This is a genomic window from Streptomyces cinnamoneus, from assembly GCF_014650495.1.
Lineage (GTDB): Bacteria > Actinomycetota > Actinomycetes > Streptomycetales > Streptomycetaceae > Streptomyces > Streptomyces cinnamoneus.
The window spans coordinates 392607-414087 of sequence record NZ_BMVB01000003.1 but is presented as its reverse complement, the minus strand read 5'-3'; the positions used below and the strand labels follow the sequence as shown (position 1 = coordinate 414087).

The 21481-nt window shown below is 72.0% G+C and carries 21 protein-coding genes and 1 pseudogene; 11 read left to right on the top strand and 11 right to left on the bottom strand.

Features of this window, described 5'->3' with window-relative positions; genetic code table 11:
* Positions 1–13: 13 nt before the first annotated feature.
* From IE182_RS06795 to IE182_RS06780, 4 genes are all read right to left on the bottom strand, one after another.
* Positions 14–1465, bottom strand: a complete 1452-nt coding sequence (locus IE182_RS06795; RefSeq protein WP_229844643.1) for an amino acid permease — start codon at positions 1463–1465, stop codon at positions 14–16.
* Between the two features lie 201 nt (positions 1466–1666).
* Entirely contained in the window at positions 1667–2902 is a 1236-nt protein-coding gene (locus IE182_RS06790; protein ID WP_190108716.1) for a glycosyltransferase, read from the bottom strand.
* Positions 2903–3044: 142 nt separating this feature from the next.
* Positions 3045–3773 carry a dienelactone hydrolase family protein gene (locus IE182_RS06785; RefSeq protein ID WP_190108715.1) on the bottom strand — a complete coding sequence of 243 codons (729 nt, stop codon included), beginning with the start codon at positions 3771–3773 and terminating at the stop codon, positions 3045–3047.
* Positions 3774–3937: 164 nt separating this feature from the next.
* Complete coding sequence (locus IE182_RS06780) at positions 3938–4468, bottom strand: hypothetical protein (protein WP_190108714.1); 531 nt, start codon at positions 4466–4468, stop codon at positions 3938–3940.
* 268 nt (positions 4469–4736) lie between these two features.
* On the opposite strand from IE182_RS06780, the gene IE182_RS06775 reads away from it, so the two are divergent.
* The 3 genes from IE182_RS06775 (at position 4737) to IE182_RS06765 (ending at position 7571) form a co-directional block, all read left to right on the top strand.
* On the top strand, positions 4737–5825 hold the full coding sequence (locus IE182_RS06775; RefSeq protein ID WP_229844625.1) for a type III polyketide synthase: 1089 nt from the start codon (positions 4737–4739) through the stop codon (positions 5823–5825).
* Between the two features lie 139 nt (positions 5826–5964).
* On the top strand, positions 5965–6576 hold the full coding sequence (locus IE182_RS06770) for a hypothetical protein (RefSeq protein ID WP_190108712.1): 612 nt from the start codon (positions 5965–5967) through the stop codon (positions 6574–6576).
* A gap of 77 nt (positions 6577–6653) precedes the next feature.
* Entirely contained in the window at positions 6654–7571 is a 918-nt protein-coding gene (locus IE182_RS06765) for an aminoglycoside phosphotransferase family protein (RefSeq protein ID WP_190108711.1), read from the top strand.
* A 39-nt stretch (positions 7572–7610) separates the two neighbouring features.
* Here the strand turns inward: IE182_RS06765 and IE182_RS06760 are convergent, their stop codons facing one another.
* On the bottom strand, positions 7611–9128 hold the full coding sequence (locus IE182_RS06760; RefSeq protein WP_190108710.1) for a DUF2079 domain-containing protein: 1518 nt from the start codon (positions 9126–9128) through the stop codon (positions 7611–7613).
* 236 nt (positions 9129–9364) lie between these two features.
* Here IE182_RS06760 and IE182_RS06755 point away from each other — a divergent pair, with 236 nt between their 5' ends.
* On the top strand, positions 9365–10180 hold the full coding sequence (locus IE182_RS06755; protein ID WP_190108709.1) for a maleylpyruvate isomerase family mycothiol-dependent enzyme: 816 nt from the start codon (positions 9365–9367) through the stop codon (positions 10178–10180).
* Between the two features lie 88 nt (positions 10181–10268).
* On the opposite strand, the gene IE182_RS06750 is transcribed toward IE182_RS06755, so the two are convergent.
* Positions 10269–10967, bottom strand: a complete 699-nt coding sequence (locus IE182_RS06750; RefSeq protein ID WP_190108708.1) for a TetR/AcrR family transcriptional regulator — start codon at positions 10965–10967, stop codon at positions 10269–10271.
* A gap of 101 nt (positions 10968–11068) precedes the next feature.
* Between IE182_RS06750 and IE182_RS06745 the strand changes: the two genes are divergently transcribed.
* The gene (locus IE182_RS06745) at positions 11069–12340 is read left to right on the top strand and encodes an FAD-dependent monooxygenase (protein ID WP_190108707.1); all 1272 of its coding nucleotides are present in this window, start codon (positions 11069–11071) and stop codon (positions 12338–12340) included.
* Here IE182_RS06745 and IE182_RS06740 read toward each other — a convergent pair.
* Positions 12309–12800, bottom strand: coding sequence for a MarR family winged helix-turn-helix transcriptional regulator (locus IE182_RS06740; protein ID WP_190108706.1), 492 nt, complete (start codon positions 12798–12800; stop codon positions 12309–12311). The genes IE182_RS06745 and IE182_RS06740 overlap by 32 nt on opposite strands.
* 61 nt (positions 12801–12861) lie before the next feature.
* Between IE182_RS06740 and IE182_RS06735 the strand changes: the two genes are divergently transcribed.
* Positions 12862–13995: a questin oxidase family protein gene (locus IE182_RS06735; RefSeq protein WP_190108705.1), complete on the top strand. Its 1134-nt coding sequence runs from the start codon at positions 12862–12864 to the stop codon at positions 13993–13995.
* Between the two features lie 149 nt (positions 13996–14144).
* On the top strand, positions 14145–15209 hold the full coding sequence (locus IE182_RS06730) for a methyltransferase (protein WP_190108704.1): 1065 nt from the start codon (positions 14145–14147) through the stop codon (positions 15207–15209).
* A gap of 80 nt (positions 15210–15289) precedes the next feature.
* On the opposite strand, the gene IE182_RS06725 is transcribed toward IE182_RS06730, so the two are convergent.
* Both IE182_RS06725 and IE182_RS06720 read right to left on the bottom strand, forming a co-directional pair.
* The gene (locus IE182_RS06725) at positions 15290–15646 is read right to left on the bottom strand and encodes a DUF6355 family natural product biosynthesis protein (RefSeq protein ID WP_190108703.1); all 357 of its coding nucleotides are present in this window, start codon (positions 15644–15646) and stop codon (positions 15290–15292) included.
* Positions 15647–15767: 121 nt separating this feature from the next.
* Positions 15768–16754 carry an alpha/beta hydrolase gene (locus IE182_RS06720; RefSeq protein ID WP_190108702.1) on the bottom strand — a complete coding sequence of 329 codons (987 nt, stop codon included), beginning with the start codon at positions 16752–16754 and terminating at the stop codon, positions 15768–15770.
* A gap of 149 nt (positions 16755–16903) precedes the next feature.
* Here IE182_RS06720 and IE182_RS06715 point away from each other — a divergent pair, with 149 nt between their 5' ends.
* From IE182_RS06715 to IE182_RS06700, 4 genes and pseudogenes are all read left to right on the top strand, one after another.
* Positions 16904–17257: a hypothetical protein gene (locus IE182_RS06715; RefSeq protein WP_190108701.1), complete on the top strand. Its 354-nt coding sequence runs from the start codon at positions 16904–16906 to the stop codon at positions 17255–17257.
* 138 nt (positions 17258–17395) lie between these two features.
* On the top strand, positions 17396–18367 hold the full coding sequence (locus IE182_RS06710; protein ID WP_190108700.1) for a PLL family lectin: 972 nt from the start codon (positions 17396–17398) through the stop codon (positions 18365–18367).
* A gap of 132 nt (positions 18368–18499) precedes the next feature.
* The gene (locus tag IE182_RS06705; RefSeq protein ID WP_190108699.1) at positions 18500–19432 is read left to right on the top strand and encodes a helix-turn-helix domain-containing protein; all 933 of its coding nucleotides are present in this window, start codon (positions 18500–18502) and stop codon (positions 19430–19432) included.
* Positions 19433–19505: 73 nt separating this feature from the next.
* Positions 19506–20153: pseudogene (locus IE182_RS06700) on the top strand (dioxygenase family protein); the annotation flags it as partial.
* Positions 20154–20266: 113 nt separating this feature from the next.
* On the opposite strand, the gene IE182_RS06695 reads toward IE182_RS06700, so the two are convergent.
* Together IE182_RS06695 and IE182_RS06690 are read right to left on the bottom strand one after the other, a co-directional pair.
* A complete protein-coding gene (locus IE182_RS06695) occupies positions 20267–20806 on the bottom strand; it encodes a nucleoside 2-deoxyribosyltransferase (protein WP_229844623.1) in 540 nt (179 codons plus the stop codon).
* Between the two features lie 47 nt (positions 20807–20853).
* Positions 20854–21471, bottom strand: a complete 618-nt coding sequence (locus tag IE182_RS06690) for a class I SAM-dependent methyltransferase (protein ID WP_190108697.1) — start codon at positions 21469–21471, stop codon at positions 20854–20856.
* Positions 21472–21481 lie beyond the last annotated feature (10 nt).

Sequence of the window (21481 nt, the reverse complement as noted above, 5' to 3'; positions counted from 1 at the left end):
CCGTTCCCGCCCGTCACATGGCGTCGTCTCGCGCAGGGCTCTCCGGGACGGCGTCATGGGCGGGCGGCCCGTAGGAACGCCTGCCGGCCACGTACCACCAGACGGTCGCCAGCAGCAGGACGGCGGCCAGGGCGACGGGGGCGTAGTTGAAGCTCCGGGACGTCACGGGGTAGCTCTGCGGGAGCAGGAAGAGCACGGTCACGAACGCCACCCACAGCACGGCGATCCAGCCGACGAGCGTGCCCCGGCTGCCGAGCGTCCACGGGCCGGGCCGGAAGGCGCGGCGATGGCGCAGCCTCAGGTAGATGGGGACGGCGTAGGCAGGGGTGATGCCGATGACGTTGATGGCCGTGATCGCCCCGTACGCCGTGGGGCTGTAGAGGGAGGGCAGGGCGAGGACGCCGGCGACGGCGACCGACAGCCACACGGCCGGGCGCGGGGTGCCGGTACGGGCGTCGACCCGGCGCCAGGTACGGGAGCCGGGCAGGGCGCCGTCGCGCGAGAAGGCGAAGATCATGCGGGAGCACGCGGCGACCTCGGCGTTGCCGCAGAACAGCTGGGCGACGACGACGATCAGCAGCAGCGCCTCGGCGGCGGAGGTGCCGAGCGCGTCGAGGAAGATCTGGGCGGGCGGCACGCCGGTGCCGGAGTTCCGGGTCCCGGCGTAGTCCTGGATGGCGAAGGTCAGACCGGCCAGCAGGAGGAGCCCCGCACCCCACGACCACGCGATGGCGTGCATGATGCCGCGAGGCGCGTTGGTCCGGGCCCCGGTCGTCTCCTCGGACAGATGGGCGGAGGCGTCGTAGCCGCTGAAGGTGTACTGCGCGAGCAGCAGACCGATGAGGACCACGTACCACTGCGCGCTCCACCCGGTGTCGTTGACGAACGTGCCGAAGACGAAGGACGGCGACTGGTGGTGGCTCGGTACGAGGGTCAGCGCGCCCACGATGACGGTGACGCAGGCCAGATGCCACCAGACGCTGACCGAGTTGAGGACGCTGACGAGCCGCACGCCGAAGAGGTTCAGAACGGCGTGCAGCGCGAGGATGCACAGGAAGATCACGAACGTGGAGCGGGGCGTGGGGACGAAGCCCCACTGGAGGCCGGCGAAGGCACCGGCGAACTGGGCGGCCCCGTAGTCGATGCCGGCGATGGCCCCCAGCAGCCCCAGCAGGTTCAGCCAGCCCGTGTACCAGCCCCAGCGCCGTCCTCCGAGGCGGTCGGCCATGTAGTAGAGGGCGCCGCTGGTCGGGTAGGCGCTGGTGACCTCGGCGAGACCCGCGCCGACGAACAGCACCATCGCACCGACCGCGATCCAGCCCCACAGCATCACGGCCGGCCCGCCGGTGGCCAGCCCGAAGCCGTAGAGCGTCATGCAGCCGGAGAGGACCGAGATCACGGAGAAGGAGATGGCGAAGTTTCCGTGCCGCCCCATGCGCCGCGTCAGCTGGGGCCGGTACCCCAGCTGACGTAAGAAGGCGTCGTCCGACGGGGCGTCCTGTAACGATCGGCGGGCGGCACTGGACGATCTCGGGCCGAACACGGCAGTGACCTCCTGGGTGCGGAATCCGGATTCCGTCGCCCTGTGGGGGCGACGGAGTGACGGTGCGCGTCCGGCCGCGGCGGAGTGCCCGTCACCGAGCCCCCGCCGCAGCCCTTGGAACGTCTAACAGGACGATTGCGGCCTCTCCCGGCCGGCTGCGTCGAGCAGGAGTTTCGCGGCCACCGCCGCACCGTCGGTGCGGATCGTGCCGGCCACGGCGGTCGCTCGTGCGCGGGTCCCGGGGGTCAGGGCCGTGGTGAGGGCGGCCGACAGGGAGTCGACGGTCGGGGCCGGACCGTCGTGTGCCGCACCGATGCCCAGCTCGGCCACCCGGGCGGCCCAGTACGGCTGGTCCACGATCTGGGGCACCACCACCTGCGGCGCGCCGGCCCGGGCGGCCGTCGTCGTGGTGCCCGCGCCGCCGTGGTGCACGACGGCGGCCACCCGGCCGAACAGCGCCTGCTGGTTGACCTCCCCGACGACGTGGCAGTCGTCCCGGTCGTCGATCGGGGCCAGGCCGGCCCAGCCGCGAGCGAGAAGGACCCGGTGGCCCTGCGCGCGGACCGCCTCGATGGCCACCCGGGCCAGGTCCGTCGAGAGGTGCACGGCCATGCTGCCGAAGCCCACGTACACCGGCGGTGCGCCGGCGTCCAGGAACGCCTCCAACTCGGCCGGGAGCGGGCGTTCGTCCGGCAGGATCCACGCCCCGGTCTGGACGAGGTCGAGCTCCGTCATCGCCTGCCACGGGCCCAGGACCGGGTCGGCCGCCAGCCACGGCCGGTCGGTGAAGACGTGGTCACGGACGTTGTCCACCGGCGGCAGGCCGATCGCCGCCCGGTGGCGGTTGAGCGCCTCCCCGTACAACGCGTTCACGCGCTGGGCGTCCTGCTCCCACAGCACCTTGTGGTCGGTCTCCTCCCGCGGGGACGGGGTGCCCGGCCGCGGCCCCGGACGGAAGTGCCGCGACGGCAGTCCGAACGGATGGAAGCACGCGTACACGTAGGGGATGCCCAGTTTCTCGGCCACCGCGCGTGCGCCGGCCGGCATCAGGCCGGTGGCCAGCAGCGCGTCGCTCCCCTCGGCCGCCGCGGTGAGCGTTTCGAACCGCGCGGCGACCAACTCGGGCGCGAGCCGGAAGGCGTCCTGCGCCGTCGGCGGCCTCTTCCCGGTCACCACCGAACGCACCGACGGACCGAGCGGCACCAACTCCACGCCGACACCGGCCAGCAGCGCCGCGAACTCCTCGTCCGGAGGCGCGCACACCTGCGCCTCCGCACCGAGTTCCCGCAACCGCACCGCGAGTGCGGCCAGCGGTTCGACGTCCCCGCGTGAGCCCCACGTCGACAACACCACACGCATGTCGTAAATCCCCGTTTCTGCAGGTCCTGGCCTCGGCCGACCATGCTGGGGCACGACCCGGGTCTTGCCGCAAGCCCCCCGGTGCGCTATAGGTTGAGAAGGGCAGGGAGGAGAACTCCCTGCCTTTGCCCTGTGTCGTGTGTCAGCTCAGATGGCGGGCGAAGAACCGCAGCGAGCTGTCCACTTCGAACGCCGGCACCTCCCCGTGCCTGCCGGGGTTGGCGTGCAGGGTTTTCTCAGCCGAGGCCAAGGCGTCGAACAGCGCCAGGCTTTCGTCCCGCGGAACCATCTGGTCGTCCCACTGGACGAGGAACTGCACCGGCACGGTGATCCGCTCGGCGTCCTCGGCCAGCCCGTGCACGCCGAGCAGGCCCAGCTCCGCGGCGCGGATCCGCGGCTCCGCGGCGATGAGCGGGATGCCGAGGCCGCAGCCCATCGACATGCCGCAGTAACCCACCGGGCCGACGCCGACCCGGTCGAGGCGCTGGACCGCAGTCAGGACCGCCTGCCAGTCCGCGACGGCCTGACCGGCCAGATGGTGGTGCACGCCGGCGACCAGTGCGCCCGGACTCTCGCCGGCGGCCATGCCGGCCCGCATCCGGGCCGCTATCCGGCCGAACTCCTCGTCCTGGGGCCGGTCGCCGTGGTGGGGCGCGTCGATCGCGACGACCGCGAAACCCTCGGCGGCGTAGCGGCGTGCGCGGGACACCGTGCCGGGGGCCGTCTTGTGCTGCCCGCCGCCGTGGCCCAGCAGAATCAGGGGACGAGTACCGCAGGCGCCTTCCGGCGTCCACAGCACGCCGGGGATCTCGTCGAGGGTGAAGAACTGTTCGGTGACGCCGTCCGACGACGTCTGGGAGGTGAAGCGCATCAGCGTTTCAAGCCTTTCGGGAATGCCTTGTGCGGGCGCTCCCTAGGCCATGCAGAAGAGGGAGCCCCGACGCGTCACAGTGTTGATCGGACTCACCTCCTCGAATGTGCAGTGGTGCACGGCGACGCCGAAGCTATCACAAAGATCATTACGCGTCCCCGGCGTCAGGGGTGGATGCTCAGGTGGGTGAAGGCCGTGGTGTGACGGATGCCTCCGGCCAGCACGCAGTCCGTCGGCAGGCTCGCGGGGAGCGTCTGGATGACCTTCCTGGCGGTGGATCCCTTGCCGCGGCCGGAGATGACGACGCCGTCGAGCACCGCGGTGTTGACGCCCAGGAGCCGGGCGGACGGGCCGCTCCTGTAGGCGATCACCGAGGTGGAGCCGTCGGCGTAGCGCAGCTTTTCCCGGGACCGGTTGGAGGCGAGGAGCAGGCATGTTGCGGTCGTCGTGCCCTCGGTGTGGTACTGCGCAGTGATCCTGTGACCGGCCGGGTCGGCGCAGTGGTAGACCCCGTCGACGGTGACCGAGGTGGGTGCGGAGGAAAGGCCGAGCCCTCCGTACGTGATGTTCTCTCTGCCCGTGCAATCGAGCGGGGCAGGGGCGTGTGCCTGGCCGGCCGGGGCCCACGTGGTGGTCACTGCGACCAGGGCGAGGGAACACAGAGCGATCCGGACGCCGCGCTTACCGATCATCATGGGTCACCCTTCGGTCTGCTTCACGGCGCTGGGAACGGCGCCTTCTCCGGTCATCTCGCTACCCTCCGGCACCGGGGTTCCACCGGGTTCCCGCCGCCTCACCGAAGCACTGCCGACCACAGCGCCGCAGCACGCGCCTCCTTCACCCGGTGCGGTCCCGGGCGCCCCCTCGCAGCGGCTTCACGCCCTGTGCGCGCGCGACGGCGCGCGCCATGGTGAAGGGCTGTTCCACCGGCCGGAGCCCCGGCCCTGCGGAGGTGAGGGACTTGTGACCAGTGACGCGATCCCGCCGGGTCCGCAGGTGGCTTCCGTCGCGGTGGCCGCGCCACCGCACCGGCACCGCCAGCAGGACATCGCCGCCGTGTTCAGCGAAGCGTTCCTGTCCGCCGGCACCGCGGTGCGCCGGCAGTTCACCGGCATCGCCGCCCACACCGGCATCGAGTACCGCAACCTGTCCCTGCCCCTGGCCGAGTACCGTCGCCGGCGCAGCTTCACCGAGTACAACGAGGTGTGGGCCGCCACCGCCGCCCGGGTGGGACAGGAGGCCCTGACCCGAGCCCTCGCGGCGGCCCGCGTGCAACCGGAGGACGTCGGAGCCATCGTCAGCACGACCGCCACGGGCGCCTCGATCCCCTCCTTCGACGCCGGCCTCGTCCAGACCGTCGGCCTCCCGCGGGACGTCACCCGGATCCCCATGCTCGGCCTGGGGTGCGCCGGCGGGGCCGCAGGTCTCGCGCGAGTCCACGACTACCTGAGGGCCTTCCCGGACCGGGTGGCCGTCCTGGTGTCCGTCGAGCTGTGCTCGCTGGACTTCCAGTGCACGGACACCTCGCCACCCAATCTCGTGGCGACCAGCCTCTTCGGTGACGCCGGCGCCGCCGTCGTGGCCTTCGGCGCCCACCGCGCCCAGGCGGCCCCCGGCCCGGCCCTGCTGGCCACCCACAGCTTCCTCCATCCCGGCACCGAGCACCTCATGGGCATGCGCGTGGGCAGCAACGGCTTCGCCGTCTTCCTCTCCCCGGACACGCCCGACGTCATCGAGAAGCACCTCCCGGACGAGGTGCACGCCTTCCTCGCCGACCACCACGTGACCACCCGGTCCATCGCCACCTGGGTCGTCCACCCCGGCGGCCCGAAGATCATCGACGCGGTGTGCCGCTCCCTCGGCCTGTCGCCCGCCGCACTCACGCACACACGCGCCTCGCTGGCCGAACACGGCAACATCTCCTCCGCCTCCGTCCTCGACGTCCTCCGCAGAACCATGTCCACACCTCCCGGCCCGGCTCCCGGATCCCACGGTGTGCTCATGGCCTTCGGCCCCGGCTTCACCGTCGAGCTTCTCCTCCTCCGCTGGTGAGTACCCGGTGAGCACCTGGTGAGGCCGCGAGGGGTACGAGGTGCTCGTTGCACCCATGGAGTGGAGCCTGCTCCCCACAGGGAGTAGTGCAAGCCTGTTGCGCCGAGTACGACCCAGCGGCTGCTTTAAGGATGGGCACATGCCACTGCCCGCCCTGCCCCCGCTGCGCCTTCTGGCCCGTCGCATCGTCCCCGCCGTACTGGCCGCTCACGCCGTACTGGCCGCCGTCGCCCCCGCATCCGCTGCGCAGACGACCACCGGCTGCACACCGGCCGCCTGTGGTTCGGTCATCGTCGCCCCCCTCTCCCAGGCGCCCCCGGACAAAGGCCCCTGCACCAGCCCGGAACCCGTCGTGTGCATGATCCGCAGCGAGACGCCGAAGGAGCGCAGGGTCTCCCGTGAACAGCGGATCCGCTACCACGGGCTGCTGGAGGACATGGAGCGCAAGGCGTGCAGGATGCGGGCCCGAGGGCGCTCGGAGGAGGACATCGCCCGCACGCTGGTCCAGATGCGCAACGACGCCAAGGACATCGTCCGCGCCGGCATGACCCCGCAACAGGTCGCGGAGCTGGAGGCGCGCAACCAGGCGAAGTACGGCAACCCTCTCGGCCCGACGGCAGACCAGCTGTACGCCAAGTACGGTTCCTGGGAAGAGGTCAGTGCCGCCGCCACGCGCACGAGCGAGGCCGTGGACCACGAGCTCGGCCTGGAATTCCGCCACTGCTCCTGCGACGCCCTCCGGGCGGCCTGACACCGGTCGGAGACCGGCGGCCGAGGGCCGGAAAAGTGTTTGACGCCCGTCGGCCTCCGGCGATCGGATGGCCGCCCATGAGCACAGGGCAGATGCATCCCGGCCGGCACCCCATCGACGAGGACCTCGTGCGGCGGCTGATCGAGGGGCAGTTCCCGCAGTGGGCGGGGCAGACGGTCGAGCGGTTTCCGTCCGGTGGCACCGTCAACGCCATGTACCGCCTCGGCGACGACAGGGTCGTCCGGCTGCCGCTGGTACAGGGCGGAGCCGGGGACGTACTGGCGGAGCGGGAGTGGCTGCCCCGCCTCGGGGCCCGGCTGCCCACGGCCGTCCCCGAGGTGCTCGGGGCGGGGGAGCCCGCCGAGGGATATCCGTGGCCGTGGTCGGTGTACCGGTGGATGGCGGGGGAGACCCCCGAGGCGGGGGCGCTGAGCGAGCCCGTGCTGCTGGCCGGGGACCTTGCCGGGTTCGTGGCGGCCATGCGGAGCATCACCCTGCCGGGGGCGCCGCGGGCCCACCGCGGCGGCCCGCTCGCCTCGCTCGACGCGTCGACCAGGGCGGCGATCGAGGAACTGCGCGGGATCCCGCAGGAGGGCGTCGACTGCGATGCCGTTGCCGCTGTGTGGGAGGACGCGCTGCAGGCCCCGGCCTGGGACGGGCCGCCGGTGTGGCTGCACGCCGATCTGATGCCGGGCAATCTGCTGGTGGACGGCGGCAGGCTGACGTCGGTGATCGACTTCGGGTGCATGGGAGTGGGCGATCCGGCCTGCGACCTGTTCCCCGCGTGGAACCTCCTGCCCGCCGGAGCGAGAGGGGTCTTCCGCGAGGCGCTCGGCGTGGACGACGCGACCTGGAGCCGCGGCCGGGGCCGGACGCTCTCGCAGGCGCTGATCGCCCTGCCGTACTACCGGAAGACGAACCCGGCGATGGCGGACAACGCCCGGCACGTGATCCGGGCGGTGCTGGGAGAACGCCAGGCACGGCGGCAGCGGTGAAGGCGCCGGTTCGCGGTTCCGGCGGCCGGGGAGAGGGCCTCACGGGTGTGCGGTGCGGTGGAGGAGAAGGTAGCCGGCCGCCCGGGCGGTGATGCCGTAGCCGTGGGTACGGGCTTCCTCGATCAGCCGGGCCTGGTCGGCTTCGCCGATCGGCCAGCCCGTCGGGGGCACGGTGTCGAGCATGAGCCACTGTGGGTCGGGGCGGCTCCCGGAGAAGCCGAACACCGAGACCGTGGTGCGGTTGGCCAGCTGGGGAGCCAGGCGGTTGGACGCGCCGACGGTGGCCCCGTCCGGGATCAGGTGCATGATCCGGTGGGCGGTGGCGACACGCGGGGCGGTGCGCCAGGTGCCGGGGCGTGCGAGCTGGAAGAGTGGGAAGAGGGGCAGGAGCAGGGCGGAGACGAGCGCGGTGACGATCAGGCTGTACCGCCTCGCGCGCCGGTCCCGCGTGCCTTGCCGATCCCGCCCGTCGCTACCGTCCCGCTGGTCCCGCCCGTTGCGCGTACCGGCCGGGCGCCGGGTGAGGGCGTCCACGTATGCGGCGAAGACGATCGGCATGAGCACGGCGCTGTAGTGGAAGCCGGTGCCCCAGAAGAGGGGGTTGCCGGAGGTGAACCGCCAGCCGAGGGTGGGCACGACGGCCCAGAGCAGCGGTGAGCGCACGGCGAGGAACGCGGTCGGGGCGAGCAGGAGGATCAGGGTGAGGACCTTGTCCCCGGGCGCGAACAGGCCGAGCGTGTACCTGTACACCTGGCCGGTCGCACCGGAAGGCGTTCCGGCGGGCGCGGAGAGCATGCCCAGATAGGTGAAGTCCCCCTGCCGGAAGGCCGGGACGACCACCAGCACCTCCAGGAGCGTGCCGGCGAGGCCGGCCACGGCGAGGGCGGCGCCCAGCCGGCGGCCCCCGCGCCAGGCGATGAGGGCGCCGGTCACCGCGACGGTCAGCCCCAGGTCTTCCTTGACGAGCAGCAGGGGCAGCGCCCACAGTGCCGCGGCCCGCAGGCGGCCCTGGCCGAGCGCCGTCAGGGAGAACGCCAGGAGCGGGACGGCGAAGCAGACCTCGTGGAAGTCGAAGCCCACGGCGGAGGCGATGCCCCAGGACAGGCCGTACCCCAGCCCGATCACCACGGCCGGCCTCGTCCCCAGGTCGCGCTGCGCCCACCGGGTGAGGGGCACGACGGCCACGGCCATCAGGGCGGCCTGGGCCAGCAGCAGGACGAGCGGTGAAGGCCAGAGGCGGTAGAACGGCGCCAGGGTCGCCAGGATGGGAGAGAAATGGTCGCCCAGTTCCTGGAAGCCGGGACCCTTGAGCTCCACGACGGGCAGGTGTCCGTGGGCGTAGGAGCGGACGGTCTGCTCGAAGATGCCCAGGTCGTAACCCGCCGTCAGCATCCGCTGCTGGCGGCGGACCGACACTGCCGCGTACACCGCGAAGAGCAGGAGGCCCAGGAGCAAGCTCAGCCGGAGGCTCCCGGCCCGGTCCGGGCCGGCCCCGGTGGCCGTCGCCGAGCGGTGCCGGTGGATCAGACGCGGCACTGCGGCTCGTGGAGGCGTCATGAGCCCTCCGGGTGGCGGGGTCGACCGTGCGCGGAGCCGGGGGTGCCCGTGTACGTCGTGTTCAGGGCCGGACGGTCCGGCCCTCCACGATCATCATCGACCCGTCCCGGGCCCGCTACCGGCGCCGACCCGGGTGGGTGGCCGCGTACTCCGCCGCACCGCTGTGAAACGCTGCACCGAGATGCCCGGCAGGCCGGATCGCCGGGCCGGAAGCCAGGAAGCGCGGCGAAAGACACATGTCGAATCATTCGGGTCGTTCGAACTGGGCGTCTGCCCCTGCGGCCCACCGTGATGCCATCGAGGCGGAGACCGCCAGGTTCGTGGAGGTGGTCAAGGGCGCAGACCTGGCGGCCCCGGTGCCCGGCTGCCCGGGCTGGACGCTCGTGGACCTGGTCCGGCACGCCGGCAGCGTGCAGCGCTGGTTCTCCGTATTGCTGCGGCAGCTCGTCCAGGAGGCTCCGCGGAGCCGTGACGTCGACCTGCAGCTGCCGGCTCACGAGGACGGCTACGCCGACTGGCTCGCGGCGAGTGCGGCCGAGGCCCGGAGCGTCTTCGCGGTCACCGACCCGGACGCCCCGATGTGGGCGTGGGGCGCCGACCAGCATGCGAGGTTCTGGGTGCGGCGGATGCTGTTCGAGACCCTGGTCCACCGGGCCGACGCGGAGCTCGCGCTGGGACTGCGACCGGTGATCGACCGCGACCTCGCGACCGACGGTGTGGACGAGTTCCTGGTCAACCTGCCCTTCGCCGCGTTCTTCGCCCCCAAGGTCGCCGACCTCCGGGGTGACGGCGAAACGGTGCGCTTCCGCTGCACCGACACCGACGGCGACTGGCTGGTCCGTCTCCGGCCCGACGGCTTCGGCATCGACGGTATCGACGGGGGCGACGAGGGCGCCGCAGACGTCGCGGATGCTGCGGACGCCGCCGTGCAGGGAACGGCCGGGGACCTGCTTCTCCTCATGTACGGCCGTCTCGACCGGCGTTCGGACGCCTTCGAGGTCCGGGGGGACGAGGAGCTGCTGACGCGCTGGTTCGCCAACTCGGCGTTCTGAGGCCGGCTTCGCACACGGGCGGCCACGGGACGACGCCGAGTGGCCGCCCCACCCGATCGCTCCCACCCGGTCGCCCCCGCCCGATCGGCTACCCCGCGCGCCGCGTGATCAGCGCCTCCAGGCCGTCCAGGATCCGCTCCAGGCCGAAGGCCAGGGCCTGGTCCTGGGCGAGGGGCTCGGCCGCAGAGGCCATGGCGGACAGCAGGGACGGGTAGCCGTCGCCATGTTTCCGCATCACCTCGCCCAGAGCCGCCATGAGTTGGGCCTCGGGCCCTTCCGCGCCGGTCGCGCGTGACTGGAGGGCGATGCCGCGGACGTGGCTGGTCAGCAGGACCACCGCGTCCAGGCGCTCGGCGCCCGTGAGCCCCGTTCCGTCCAGCGCGGCCAGCGCGTGCTCCATCCAGGACAGCTCGTTCGGCCCCATGAGGCGCGGCCCGACCGTTGCGTCCAGCAGCCAGGGGTGGCGGGCGAAGACCCCGGCGAGGGCGCGGGACCAGCCCGTCAGACGGGCGCGCCAGTCGCCGGCCGCGGGTTCCGGCGCAGCGGCGATCGCCGTCTCCACCATCAGCGCGACGAGCTCCGCCCTGCCCGGGACGTAGCGGTACAGCGACATCTTCGTCTTCCCGAGCTGCTCCGCCAGCCGCTGCATCGACAGGGCGGACAGGCCCTCCGCGTCGGCGATCGTGACGCCCGCGCGGGCGATGCCGTCGAGGGTCAGCGCCGGCTTGGGGCCGCGCTTGGGCTGGGGATGCGGGCCCCAGAGCAGCCGCATCACGTCGTCGGCCATGACCTCTCCTCTTGTCTTCTTGCGGGAATCCAAAACTGTGTCTACCGTACACAATCAAGAAACAGTGTCCGCCGGACGCAGTTATTGAAGGGGTGGGTCCCATGGGCGAGAAGGTTCTGATCTCGGGTGCGAGCATCGCCGGTCCGGCGCTGGCGTACTGGCTCGGCCGCCACGGCTTCGACGTGACGGTCGTCGAGCTGGCCCCGGGCCTGCGCGAAGGCGGGCAGGCCGTCGACTTCCGCGGTGACACGCACCTGACCGTGCTGGAGCGCATGGGCGTGCTCGACGCCCTCCGGCGGATCCAGACCGGTGGCAGCCCCATGGTCTGCGTCGACGAGCGGGGGAAGACCCGGCTGCGCCTGCCCGCCGACTTCGCCGGCGGCGACATCGAGGTGCTGCGCGGCGACCTCGCCCGCGTCCTCTATGAACACAGCCTGCCGTACGCCGACTACCTCTTCGGCGACTCCGTCACCGAGCTCCGGCAGGACGCCGACGGCGTCCACGTCCGGTTCCGCAGCGGCCGGACCGGCACCTTCGACCTCGTCGTCGGCGCCGACGGGCTGCACTCCACCGTCCGCCGTCTCGCCTTCGGGCCGGAGGACGACTACGTCAGCCACCTCGGCTACTACGCGGCCACCTGGAGCCTGCCCAACCACACGGGCCTCGGCTTCGGCGAGGGGTCCGTCGGCGTCAACGTGCCCGGGCGCTTCGCCAGCGTCGGCACCGACAACCGGAATCCGGAGACGGCCCGCGCCTTCTTCGTCTTCGCCGCCGACCGGCTGACGTACGACCGCCACGACCAGGAGCAGCAGAAGGCGATCGTCGCCGAGGCGTTCGCGGGGGTCGGGTGGGACGTTCCGCGGCTCCTGGAGACCTTGAAGGGTGCGGACGAGCTGTACTTCGACTCCATCAGCCGGTCCGACGTGCCCCGCTGGTCCAACGGCCGGGTCGCCCTCATCGGCGACGCGGCCTGCGGAGCCACCATCGGCGGCATGGGGACGGGCACCGCCGTCGTCGCCGCGTACGTACTCGCCGGCGAACTGGCGGCGGCCGACGGGGACCACGCCCTTGCCTTCGCCCGCTACGAGGATCTCCTGCGGGAGTACGCCCAGGGCTGTCAGAAGGGCGGCGACCGCACCGGTAAGTTCCTCGCCCCGGGCCGGCTGGGAATCCGCATCCGCAACTGGATGCTGAGCCGGCCCCGCGTCCTCGACTGGATGCTGGAGGAAGGCAGGAAGGTCACCGGCATCGACCTCCCCGACTACGGGGACCCCGGGGCTGCCGGGTGCGGGCTGCGGGCCGGAGCCGGAGCCGGAGCCGGAGTCGAGGTCGGGGCCGGGGCTAGCTCTGCACCTCGCTCACCCAGGCCGTGAGGCCCGCCACGAACCCGTCCCGCTGGGTGGGCGTCAGGCCGTCCAGGGCGCGCAGCAGGGGTTCGCCGCGCAGGGCGACGAAGGTTTCGAGCGGCCGGCGGTACGACTCGGCCAGGGACACCAGGATCCGGCGGCGGTTCGCCGGGTCCTCGGTGCGCTCCACGATCCCGGCCCGGCTCAGGCCGCCGACCAGCTCGCTGGCGGTGGGCACCGACACGTGGAGCCGTCGGGCGATCTCGCTCACGGTCAGCGGCTCTCCGGCCATCAGCTGCGGCAGTACGGCACCGTGGCGCGGCGTCAGCCCGTGCGTCTCCATCGCGTCGCGCAGGGGTGCCGGCATGAGTCCCCGCACGACTGCACTGCGGAAGTACGGCTCCAGGAGCGGCACAAGGCCGACGATGCGGGCTTCGTCCGCGGTCGGGGTCCGGGGCGTCTTCCCGGTCTCGTGGGTGTCGTGCATACTACGAGTGTAGATGCTTTGGATATCCAAACTATTTGGATAGTCGAAAGGTGGTCTCTCGATGCCGTCGCTCAGCTACCGCGATGCGGTCAACGACGCACTGGAACGGATGGAAGACCTCGGGTACGAGCGGGGGAAGGGGGTCGACGTCGCCAATCACGGGCCGATGGGCGCCGAGGCGCTGGCCCTGCTCGGCCAGGAGGACGCGGTGGCCCGGTGGGTGGGGCGCTACCGGCGGGCGATGGAACACCACGAACCGCCCGCCGCCCGCTTCGGCCTCGACCCCGCGGACGAATCCTCCTGGCGTTCCGCGCTGGGGGAGTTCCACCGGGCCGGCGACTGGGAACTGCTCTTCGCCCGTGAGCTCGCCGAGGCGCACTGGCGCGAGGTCCTGGTCCGCTGGTGGCCGCGCCTGCTTCCGGGTCTCTTCGCCGGCCTGACGCACGGCCTGATCCGAACCGCCCACGCGGTGCGTGGACTGTACGCCGCGGGCGAGAAGCCGGAACCCCTCCAGCTGGCCGAATTGTCACGTGGGCTGGCGTACTGGGCCGCCCGCTACGCCGAGCTGCCCGGGCAGCCGCGGCTGCGTGGTTCCTACGGGCTGCCCGCCGCGGTCGCCGCGCTGCCCCGCATGCCGCAGGAGGGTGGCCTCGGTCCGGAAGGGGCCCGCCGGCGCCTGGACTCCCTTGCCCAGGTGCCCGCCTACGGCGACTCCTTGCAGTGGCTGGCCCCCGAGCAGGCGCCGCGCCTGCTGAGCGAGATGACGGCCCAGTTCGCCGACGTCTACCTCGGCCACCCCGAGGTGCCCCCGGTGCCGCTCATCCACGGCGTGACCGCGCCGGCGGCCGTACGCATCCTGTTCCCGCACCTGCCGGAGGCACTGCACGTGCCGACCCTGGCCCGGCTGTGGCAGGTGCAGGCGGCCTTGCTGCTGACCTTCACCGTCGACCGGCGCGACGAGGGCACGACGGCCTGGCGATCGGAGGTTCCCGACCTGCCCCCGATCGGCGAACTGGGCGCCCGGGCCGCCGAACACGGCGACGAGCACGTCATCAAGTTCACCGAGGCGTGCCTGCGCGAGTACGCGCTGAAGCCCGACCCGCGCTATCCGGCGGCCGCATACGCGGCGCTGCGGCGCATCACCCCGCTCGACGCCGGGGGTGGTGTCGGGGGCTGGAGCCGGACCGCGCCCTAGTCGCACGGCAGCATTGCCACCGCCGCCACCATCAACTTAGGCTTACCTAAGTAATGGTGGCGGTGGTGCGCGTGCGTCGTGCGCTCCTGCCGCGCCATGCCGCGCGCCGGGACGCGGCGCGAGACGGGCCACTGCGGAAGGGGCTGCACATGACCAGCGCGAAGCGTGACACGGGACATGACGCGACACCGGTGGGCTGGGCGGAGCGGGCCGCCGTGATGCAACTGGCCTTCGGGCAGATGGGGACGTACGTCCTGGGCACGGCCGTACGCCTGGGAGTCTTCGAGCAGGTGGGCGAGGGCGAGCGCACGGTCGCCGATCTCGCCCGCGTGCTCGGCACCCAGCCCCAGGCCACGCACCGCCTGCTGCGTGCACTGGCCGGCCTGCAGCTGCTCACCGAGACCGCACCCGGCACCTTCGCCACCACTCCGGCGGGCGATCTGCTGCGCTCCGGGGTCCCCGGCACGCTGGTGTCGGTCGCCCGGGTGTTCACCGATCCTTCGATGACGCGCGGCTGGGACTTCCTGGAGCAGAGCGTCCGGACCGGAGAGGTCGGATTCGAGGCGGCCTTCGGCACGGACTTCTTCAGCTACCTCAAGGAACGGCCCGAGCTGTCCGCGGAGTTCAACGCGGCGATGGGCCAGGCCACGCAGGTCGTGGCCGAAGTGCTCCCTGCACACTACGACTTCGGCCGCTTCGGGACCGTCGTGGACGTGGGCGGAGGCGACGGAACGCTCCTGGCCGCCGTCCTTCGCGCACACCCCGGGCCCCGGGGCGTCGTCTACGACACCGCGGAGGGACTCGCCCAGGCCCCCGCCCTGCTCGCCGACGGGAAACTCGCCGACCGCATCACCCTCACGGTCGGCGACTTCTTCGCGTCCGCTCCGGCCGGCGGCGACCTCTACCTGCTCAAGAGCGTGGTCCACGACTGGAACGACGAGCAGTGCGTCACCATTCTCCGGAACATCAGGGAGGTCATCCCCGACCACGGCTCCCTGGTGCTGGTCGAACCGGTCCTGCCGGCCGTCGTATCGGCCGAAACCCACGCCCTGACCTACCTCAGCGACCTCAACATGCTCGTGAACCTCGGCGGCAGGGAACGCACCGCGGACGACTTCGCCGGCCTGTGCACCGCGGCGGGCTTCACGCTCGACACCATCACCCCGCTGCCCCAGCCGAACGTCTTCCACCTCATCGAGGCGAAGCCGTCCTGAGTGGAGGGGTGTGGGCGTCCCGGTGCCGCTGTGCGACACCGGGACGGATGCACGAGCCACCCGGCCTGCGGCGGGGCCGGTCAGGGGCCGGTGTCGCCGGGGTGGGAGCAGAGCCCGCCGCGGTAGGTGCTGTCGTACCAGGCTCCCGTCGCGTCGAAGTCCAGGTTGGTGCGGCCCGGGCCGACGCAGCGGTGGTAGTCGCCGCGTGGCCACCGCTTGACCTGGATCCAGACGTTGGTGTCGTTGGCGCAGTGCTCGTAGAAGGCGCGTTCGCCGCCGGTGCCCTTGTTCCAGCCGCAGGCGTTGATCCTGTCGGGGGCCGCGCTCGCCGGCGCGGCCACCGCACAGGCCAGCGCACCGGCCAGCGCGAACGCGGCCAGGCCGAGCCGGGGGCCGCGGCGGGCGAACCTGGTGAATGATGAATCTTGAGCCTTCATGTCTCTTCTTCCTCTCGACCGAGGGAGGCGGTTGATGCCTTCGACGCCAGACTGGCCCGTATGCGCGCATCGCGGCCAGAGGCTTCGAAGGTGGTCGAAGAGGGAGAAAAGTATTACCGCGCTACGCCTTGCGGAGGCGGTCGATGATGCCGTCGAGATCGCGCGTGAACATGTAGTCGCGGACGAAGTGGCCGCCGGGCTCTTCGTGCCACTCGTGCGGGATGCCGGCGTTGCCGAGGAGGCCGCGGAACTCCCGCTGACCGGCCAGCACCTGGGTCTCGTTGGCCCTGTCGAACCAGTTGACCGGGTCGGGACTGGTTCCGGCCACGAGGAAGACCCGCTTGTTCCGGTAGCTCTCGATGCGCTCGACCGGGTTGTCGGCGCTGACCCTGGCCTGGTCCCACAGCGGCGCGCCGTAGACGGTGCCGCCACCCAGGTCCGCGGCCGCGGACGACAGGTTGGCCCAGTGGACGACGAGGCCGGAGTCGCGGCGCAGGCTGGCCGGGCCGGAATGCGCGCTCACGGACGCGAAGTGGCCGTAGTACTTGGCCGCGTACTTCAGCGCGCCGAAGCCGCCCATCGAGAACCCGGAGACGGCACGGCCGTCGTATTCGGCGTACGTCCGGAAGTTCGCCTCGATCCAGGGGAGCAGCTGGGCGATGTGGAAGGTCTCCCAGTTCCGCGGGCCGGTGCGGGAGCTGACCGGATTGGAGTACCAGCCGGCCCGGCCGCCGTCGGGCATCACGACGATGATCGGCTTGCCGGCCGTCCAGGCGCGGATGCCCTTGCGGTCGAAGTCGATGAAGTCCTCGGCGCCGCCGTGGAACAGGTAGAGGACGGGGTAGGTGCGGCCACTGGTGTGGTAGTCGTCCGGGAGCAGGACGTTGACGCCGGGGTTCCAGCCGATCGCGTCCGTCGCGAACCGGTAGTACCACATGCGGGGGTCGTTCTCGTTGCGGTCCACGATGCGCAGCCCGAAGCCGTCGCCGGCCGCACTGGCCGCCGATGCCGCGGCGACGACGCTCCCGCCGCCGAGAGCCATGGCCGCGGAGATTCCGCCGACGGCCTTCAAGACGCCTCTACGCGTGGGACGGTGCTCGCTCACCATGACCTCCTGGTCGGAACGTTCGGAAGGTGGGAAAGTGCGGAAAGTGATGACCTGGACTCGTGCGCGACGGTAGCCACGGCCGATGAAGGAACGATGACCCGACGCCGGGTGCGACGCCATGAACTCATGGCTCAAGGGGGAGTGACGACGTGAGCGGCAGGGAGCTGGTCTTCGGTCTCTACGCGGACGAGGCCGGCATGGAGTGGGTCCGCAACACCGTGAGGTCCGCGGCGGCCTCGCGCGGTGTCCGTGTGGTGCGCTGGGAGGAGAACGGGATCCCGGAGCCGGACGCGCGGGTGGAGGACCTGTACGAGGACCTGGCGGAGCAGTGGTCGTGCGAGCACCCGGGGGAGGACCCGGCGGGGCGGCGGCCGGTGGAGCTGCGCATCGGCTTGGCCTGCTCCCTGCGGATGTGGCGGTCACTGCGCAAGACAGTGCTACGGCGACTGTGTCCGCCGGACGGCACGCCCCACGTCTGCCGGGTCCCCTGGGCCGCCATGTGACGCGCCGGCGTCCACGGTCGGCCGGAAAGCGCCCCCGGAGGGCGCGTCGGCACGCTGTGCGGGGCGACACAGTGGCTGTACCGTGCCCAGCGTTTCCCATCGGCATGGGCTCCGTTCCCGAGCAGGAAAGGGCATTCGATGAGAAAAAGACACAGACGCATCGGCCGACTGGTCAGCGCCCTCGTGGCGTCGGCCTCGGCCGTGATGCTGCTGGGCACGGCCCCGACCCCCGCGACCGCCGCGAACCGGGTCGGCGTCACCGTCTTCGGTTCCTCCATAGCAGCAGCCCGCAACGCCGACGGGCGCCTGGAGCTCTTCGGCACCAACAGCGGTGACGGCGTCTTCCACCGCTACCAGACCCGTGCGGGCGGCTCGTGGTCGCCCTGGGCGCAGTTCGACGGCGCGCTGCGCGCCGTGGCCGCCGAGACCAACGCCGACGGCCGCATGGAGCTGTTCGGCGTGAACGGCGCCGGGAACATCTACCACCGCTGGCAGACCCCCGATTCCAGCACCCCGTGGTCCAACTGGGAGCAGCTCGACGGGCTGCTGACGTCCGTCGCCGTGGCCCGCAACGCGGACGGACGGCTCGAACTCTTCGGCACCAACAGCGTCGGGAACATCTTCCACCGCTGGCAGACGGCCATCGGCGGCCCCTGGTCGGGCTGGGAACAGATCGAGGGCGGCCTGACCCAGGTCGCCGCGGAAGCCAACGCCGACGGCCGCATCGAGCTCTTCGGCGTCAACAGCGCCGGATCGGTCTACCACAAGTGGCAGACCGCCCTCGGCGGGCGCTGGTCGGCCTGGGAGCAGCTCGACGGCCAGCTGACGTCCATCGCCGCGGCCCGCAACGCGGACGGACGCCTGGAGATCTTCGGCACGAACAGCGCCGACGCCGTCTACCACCGCTGGCAGACCGCCATCGGCGGCCCCTGGTCGGGCTGGGCGCAGTTCGACGGCGCGCTGAGCCAGGTCGCCGCCGAGACCAACGCCGACGGCCGCATCGAGCTCTTCGGCGTCAACAGCGGCGGCTACCCCTACCACCGCCGGCAGGCGGCCATCGGCGGCCCGTGGTCCGGCTGGGAGCTGTTCGACGGCCTGCTCAGGCCCTGATCAGGCCCCTGGTCCAAGGCGAAGACCTCCTACGGGCCGCCGGCCCGGGAGGTCTTCGCACGTCGTTGAACCGCGCCCCGGAGCGCCCGGCGCGACCAGGGCCTCCGGCCGCGCCGGACGGAGGGACGGAGCATGGACACGCACACGGACCCCGTCCCCCTGCACCGGCTGCAGGTCCCCCTCCCGCAAGTGCCGCCGTTCGCCATGGGTTCCTTCGACTCCCTCGGCCCCGACTCCCGCGCCGGCTATCCCCACCGGCACACGTTCTACGAGATCGTCTACGTCACCGGCGGTTCCGGGGCCCACGTCATCGACCTCGTCCGCCGGCCACTGAGCCCGCCCCACCTGTGCTTCCTGCTGCCCGGCCAAGTGCACTACTGGGAGCGGACGAACGACCTGCGCGGCGTGCTGATGCTGTTCACCGAGGACTTCCTGCTGGCCCGTCCCGGCGACCGGCAGCTCCTTCGCGCCCTCGGCGAGCGGTCCTGGCTGCACCTGACCGACGGCCCCGCCGCACCCGCCGCCCCGGGCGACGACCGCTGCGGCATCGGCTCGCTGGTCCGGTCCATGCACCAGGAGTACACCGCCAAGGGCGACGGCTACATCTCCGTCCTGGAGGCGTACCTGCACATCCTCCTCGTCCGGGCGCTGCGTCTGCCCGCCGTACGGGAGCCCGGCACGGCACCGGGCCGGGCCGCGGAGGTCTCCCGGGAGTTCGGGCTGCTCCTGACCGAGACCGCGGGGGCCGAGGGGACCGTCGGGGCCTACGCGGCACGTCTGGGCGTTTCGGTCGGCTACCTGAACGAGGTGGTGAAGCAGGCGACCGGACGGACCCCCGGCGAACTGGTGCGCGCGGCACGGACCCTGGAGGCGAAGCGGCTGCTGACGGGTTCGAGCCTGGGCGTGGGCCAGGTCGCGCGGCGGGTGGGCTTCACCGACCCCGCGTACTTCTGCCGCTTCTTCCGGCGGGAGACGGGGGTCAGCCCGGGAGCCTTCCGGCGCACGGCGGCAACGGCCGGGGGGCAGGACGCGCCCGCGACCCGCGGGAATCACCACGTTCACTGAACGGAGTCCATCGATCCGCCCGGCCGCCCTCCCTAGGTTCGTCCACGAGCCACTCACCCCCAGGAGGCCGACCATGGCGGACGAGCACACCCACACCGGCGACCCCGTACCCCCGGGGCGGCACCCGTTCAGCCGCAAGACGCTGCTCAAGGCGGCACTCGTCGCGGTGCCCATGCCCGCGCTGCTCGGCAGTGGCGTGGCCCTCGCGCGGGACCACGGCCCGTCGGACGCGCCCCTCGCCCCGACGCCGGTCTGCGACGACGGGGACGACCCGACGCCGTCACAGATCGAGGGCCCGTACTTCAAGCCGAACTCCCCCCAACGCGCCTCCCTGCTCGAACCCGGGACGCGGGGCACCCGGCTCACGGTCGGCGGCTTCGTCTTCGGACTGACCTGCCGCCCGGTCGCCCGCGCCCTGCTGGACTTCTGGCAGGCGGACGCGACAGGTGCCTACGACAACCGGGGATTCGGGCTGAGAGGGCACCAGTACACCGACGCGCGCGGGGCGTTCACCCTGACGACGATCGTCCCCGGCCTCTACCCGGGCCGCACCCGGCACCTGCACGTCAAGGTCCAGGCGCCCGGTGGCCCCGTCCTCACCACCCAGCTCTACTTCCCCGGCGAGCCCCGCAACAACACCGATCCGATCTTCCATCCGGCGCTGCTGATGAACGTCCGTCAGGCCGGCCCCGCGCTGCAGGCGACGTTCGACTTCGTCATCGGCGGAAGCCGCACGTAGCCGGCCGTGCCCGGCCACGGCCCGGTGCGGGTGCCGTCCCGCCGGACGACCGCCGCCCGCCCCGGGACGTACGGGGCGGGCGGCGGCGTGCGGGGTCAGTGGCAGCGGCCACCGGGTGCCGCCTCGCGGTGGCGGGCCACCGCACGGCGCAGGGCCCGGTCGACGGCGGGCAGCGCGTCGGCGACGTCCGTGTGGAGGACGTACTCCACCGTGGCCACGGTGTGCAGGCCCTGGACGAGGAAGGTGTACTCCCGGTCCCTCTCCAGCAGCAGGACGATCGGTTTGCCGAACGCGCTGGCCCAGCCCACCTCGATGTGCGTGCCGGGGGAGGCCGGGCAGCCGGGCAGGGCGACGAACGCGTCGGCCTTGCGGATCTCCTCCTGGTCGATGCGGGTGCACTCCTCCGGGCGCATGAGTTCCGCCCCCCACGCCTCCCGGCGGTGGGCGTTGTGGACGGAGAGCCCCTGCGCCTCGAAGTGTTTGATCAGGGTGTCGAAGGGGGCCCGGGCATCGCCGGGCATCTCCCCGGTGGCCGGGTCCAGGAGCTGGAGGAAGGGACCGGCGAGGAAGACCGAGCGGATGCCCGGCCCCTCCGCCGCACCGGGGCCGGCGCCGGTACTCGATTCGGTGGTCATCGGTCAGTCAGTCCTCGTCCTTGTCGTCAGTCCTCGCGGAAGCGCTGTCAGTCCTTGCGGAAGCACTGGATGTAGGCGTCGCCGCTCGTGCCGTGCGTGTACTCGGTGGTCTCGTACGCGACGTACGGGTGACGCTCGACGCGGATGCTGCGGAAGTGCGGCAGGTACTGCCAGCGCAGCTCCGGCCTGGTGCTGAAGAACGGGATGAACACCCCGCCGGGGCGCAGCACGCGCACGACCTCCGGCATGGTCCTCGCCCAGAGCTCCTTGTCCGTCCAGACGTCCATGTCCAGGGCCGGGTCGAAGAACATGCCGTCGATGCTCTCCGACGGCAGCTCGAAGACGCGCCGGAAGAAGTCGCCGCGCTCGATGGAGAGGGTGCCGGGCAGTTCCGGATGGCGGGCGCGGAAGAGGTCCTCGACCTCGTCGAAGAGCTCCAGCACCGTGTGGCTGCGCGTGGTGGGGTTGCCCGCGATGCGCAGGGCGGACAGCCCGAGGCCCAGCCCCACTTCGTAGAAGTCGTGGCCGTACTCGCACAGCATGTCGGCGCTCGCCCACATCAGGTCGCGCTCCCAGGCCTGCATGGCCTGTTCGCCGCCGATGCTCAAGGTCACCTCGCCGTCGTTCTCGACGAGCTCGATGGGGGGTGTGGTCTGGTTCTGCATGACAACCGTC

Coding starts and splice junctions, on each gene's coding strand:
- IE182_RS06740 (WP_190108706.1), bottom strand. CDS start 12,800: ATGCACGACACCCACGAGACCGGGAAGACGCCCCGGACCCCGACCGCG.
- IE182_RS06790 (WP_190108716.1), bottom strand. CDS start 2,902: ATGCGTGTGGTGTTGTCGACGTGGGGCTCACGCGGGGACGTCGAACCG.
- IE182_RS06690 (WP_190108697.1), bottom strand. CDS start 21,471: ATGCAGAACCAGACCACACCCCCCATCGAGCTCGTCGAGAACGACGGC.
- IE182_RS06710 (WP_190108700.1), top strand. CDS start 17,396: ATGAGAAAAAGACACAGACGCATCGGCCGACTGGTCAGCGCCCTCGTG.
- IE182_RS06745 (WP_190108707.1), top strand. CDS start 11,069: ATGGGCGAGAAGGTTCTGATCTCGGGTGCGAGCATCGCCGGTCCGGCG.
- IE182_RS06720 (WP_190108702.1), bottom strand. CDS start 16,754: ATGGTGAGCGAGCACCGTCCCACGCGTAGAGGCGTCTTGAAGGCCGTC.
- IE182_RS06705 (WP_190108699.1), top strand. CDS start 18,500: ATGGACACGCACACGGACCCCGTCCCCCTGCACCGGCTGCAGGTCCCC.
- IE182_RS06770 (WP_190108712.1), top strand. CDS start 5,965: ATGCCACTGCCCGCCCTGCCCCCGCTGCGCCTTCTGGCCCGTCGCATC.
- IE182_RS06735 (WP_190108705.1), top strand. CDS start 12,862: ATGCCGTCGCTCAGCTACCGCGATGCGGTCAACGACGCACTGGAACGG.
- IE182_RS06760 (WP_190108710.1), bottom strand. CDS start 9,128: ATGACGCCTCCACGAGCCGCAGTGCCGCGTCTGATCCACCGGCACCGC.
- IE182_RS06750 (WP_190108708.1), bottom strand. CDS start 10,967: ATGGCCGACGACGTGATGCGGCTGCTCTGGGGCCCGCATCCCCAGCCC.
- IE182_RS06695 (WP_229844623.1), bottom strand. CDS start 20,806: ATGACCACCGAATCGAGTACCGGCGCCGGCCCCGGTGCGGCGGAGGGG.
- IE182_RS06780 (WP_190108714.1), bottom strand. CDS start 4,468: ATGATGATCGGTAAGCGCGGCGTCCGGATCGCTCTGTGTTCCCTCGCC.
- IE182_RS06755 (WP_190108709.1), top strand. CDS start 9,365: ATGTCGAATCATTCGGGTCGTTCGAACTGGGCGTCTGCCCCTGCGGCC.
- IE182_RS06785 (WP_190108715.1), bottom strand. CDS start 3,773: ATGCGCTTCACCTCCCAGACGTCGTCGGACGGCGTCACCGAACAGTTC.
- IE182_RS06725 (WP_190108703.1), bottom strand. CDS start 15,646: ATGAAGGCTCAAGATTCATCATTCACCAGGTTCGCCCGCCGCGGCCCC.
- IE182_RS06765 (WP_190108711.1), top strand. CDS start 6,654: ATGAGCACAGGGCAGATGCATCCCGGCCGGCACCCCATCGACGAGGAC.
- IE182_RS06730 (WP_190108704.1), top strand. CDS start 14,145: ATGACCAGCGCGAAGCGTGACACGGGACATGACGCGACACCGGTGGGC.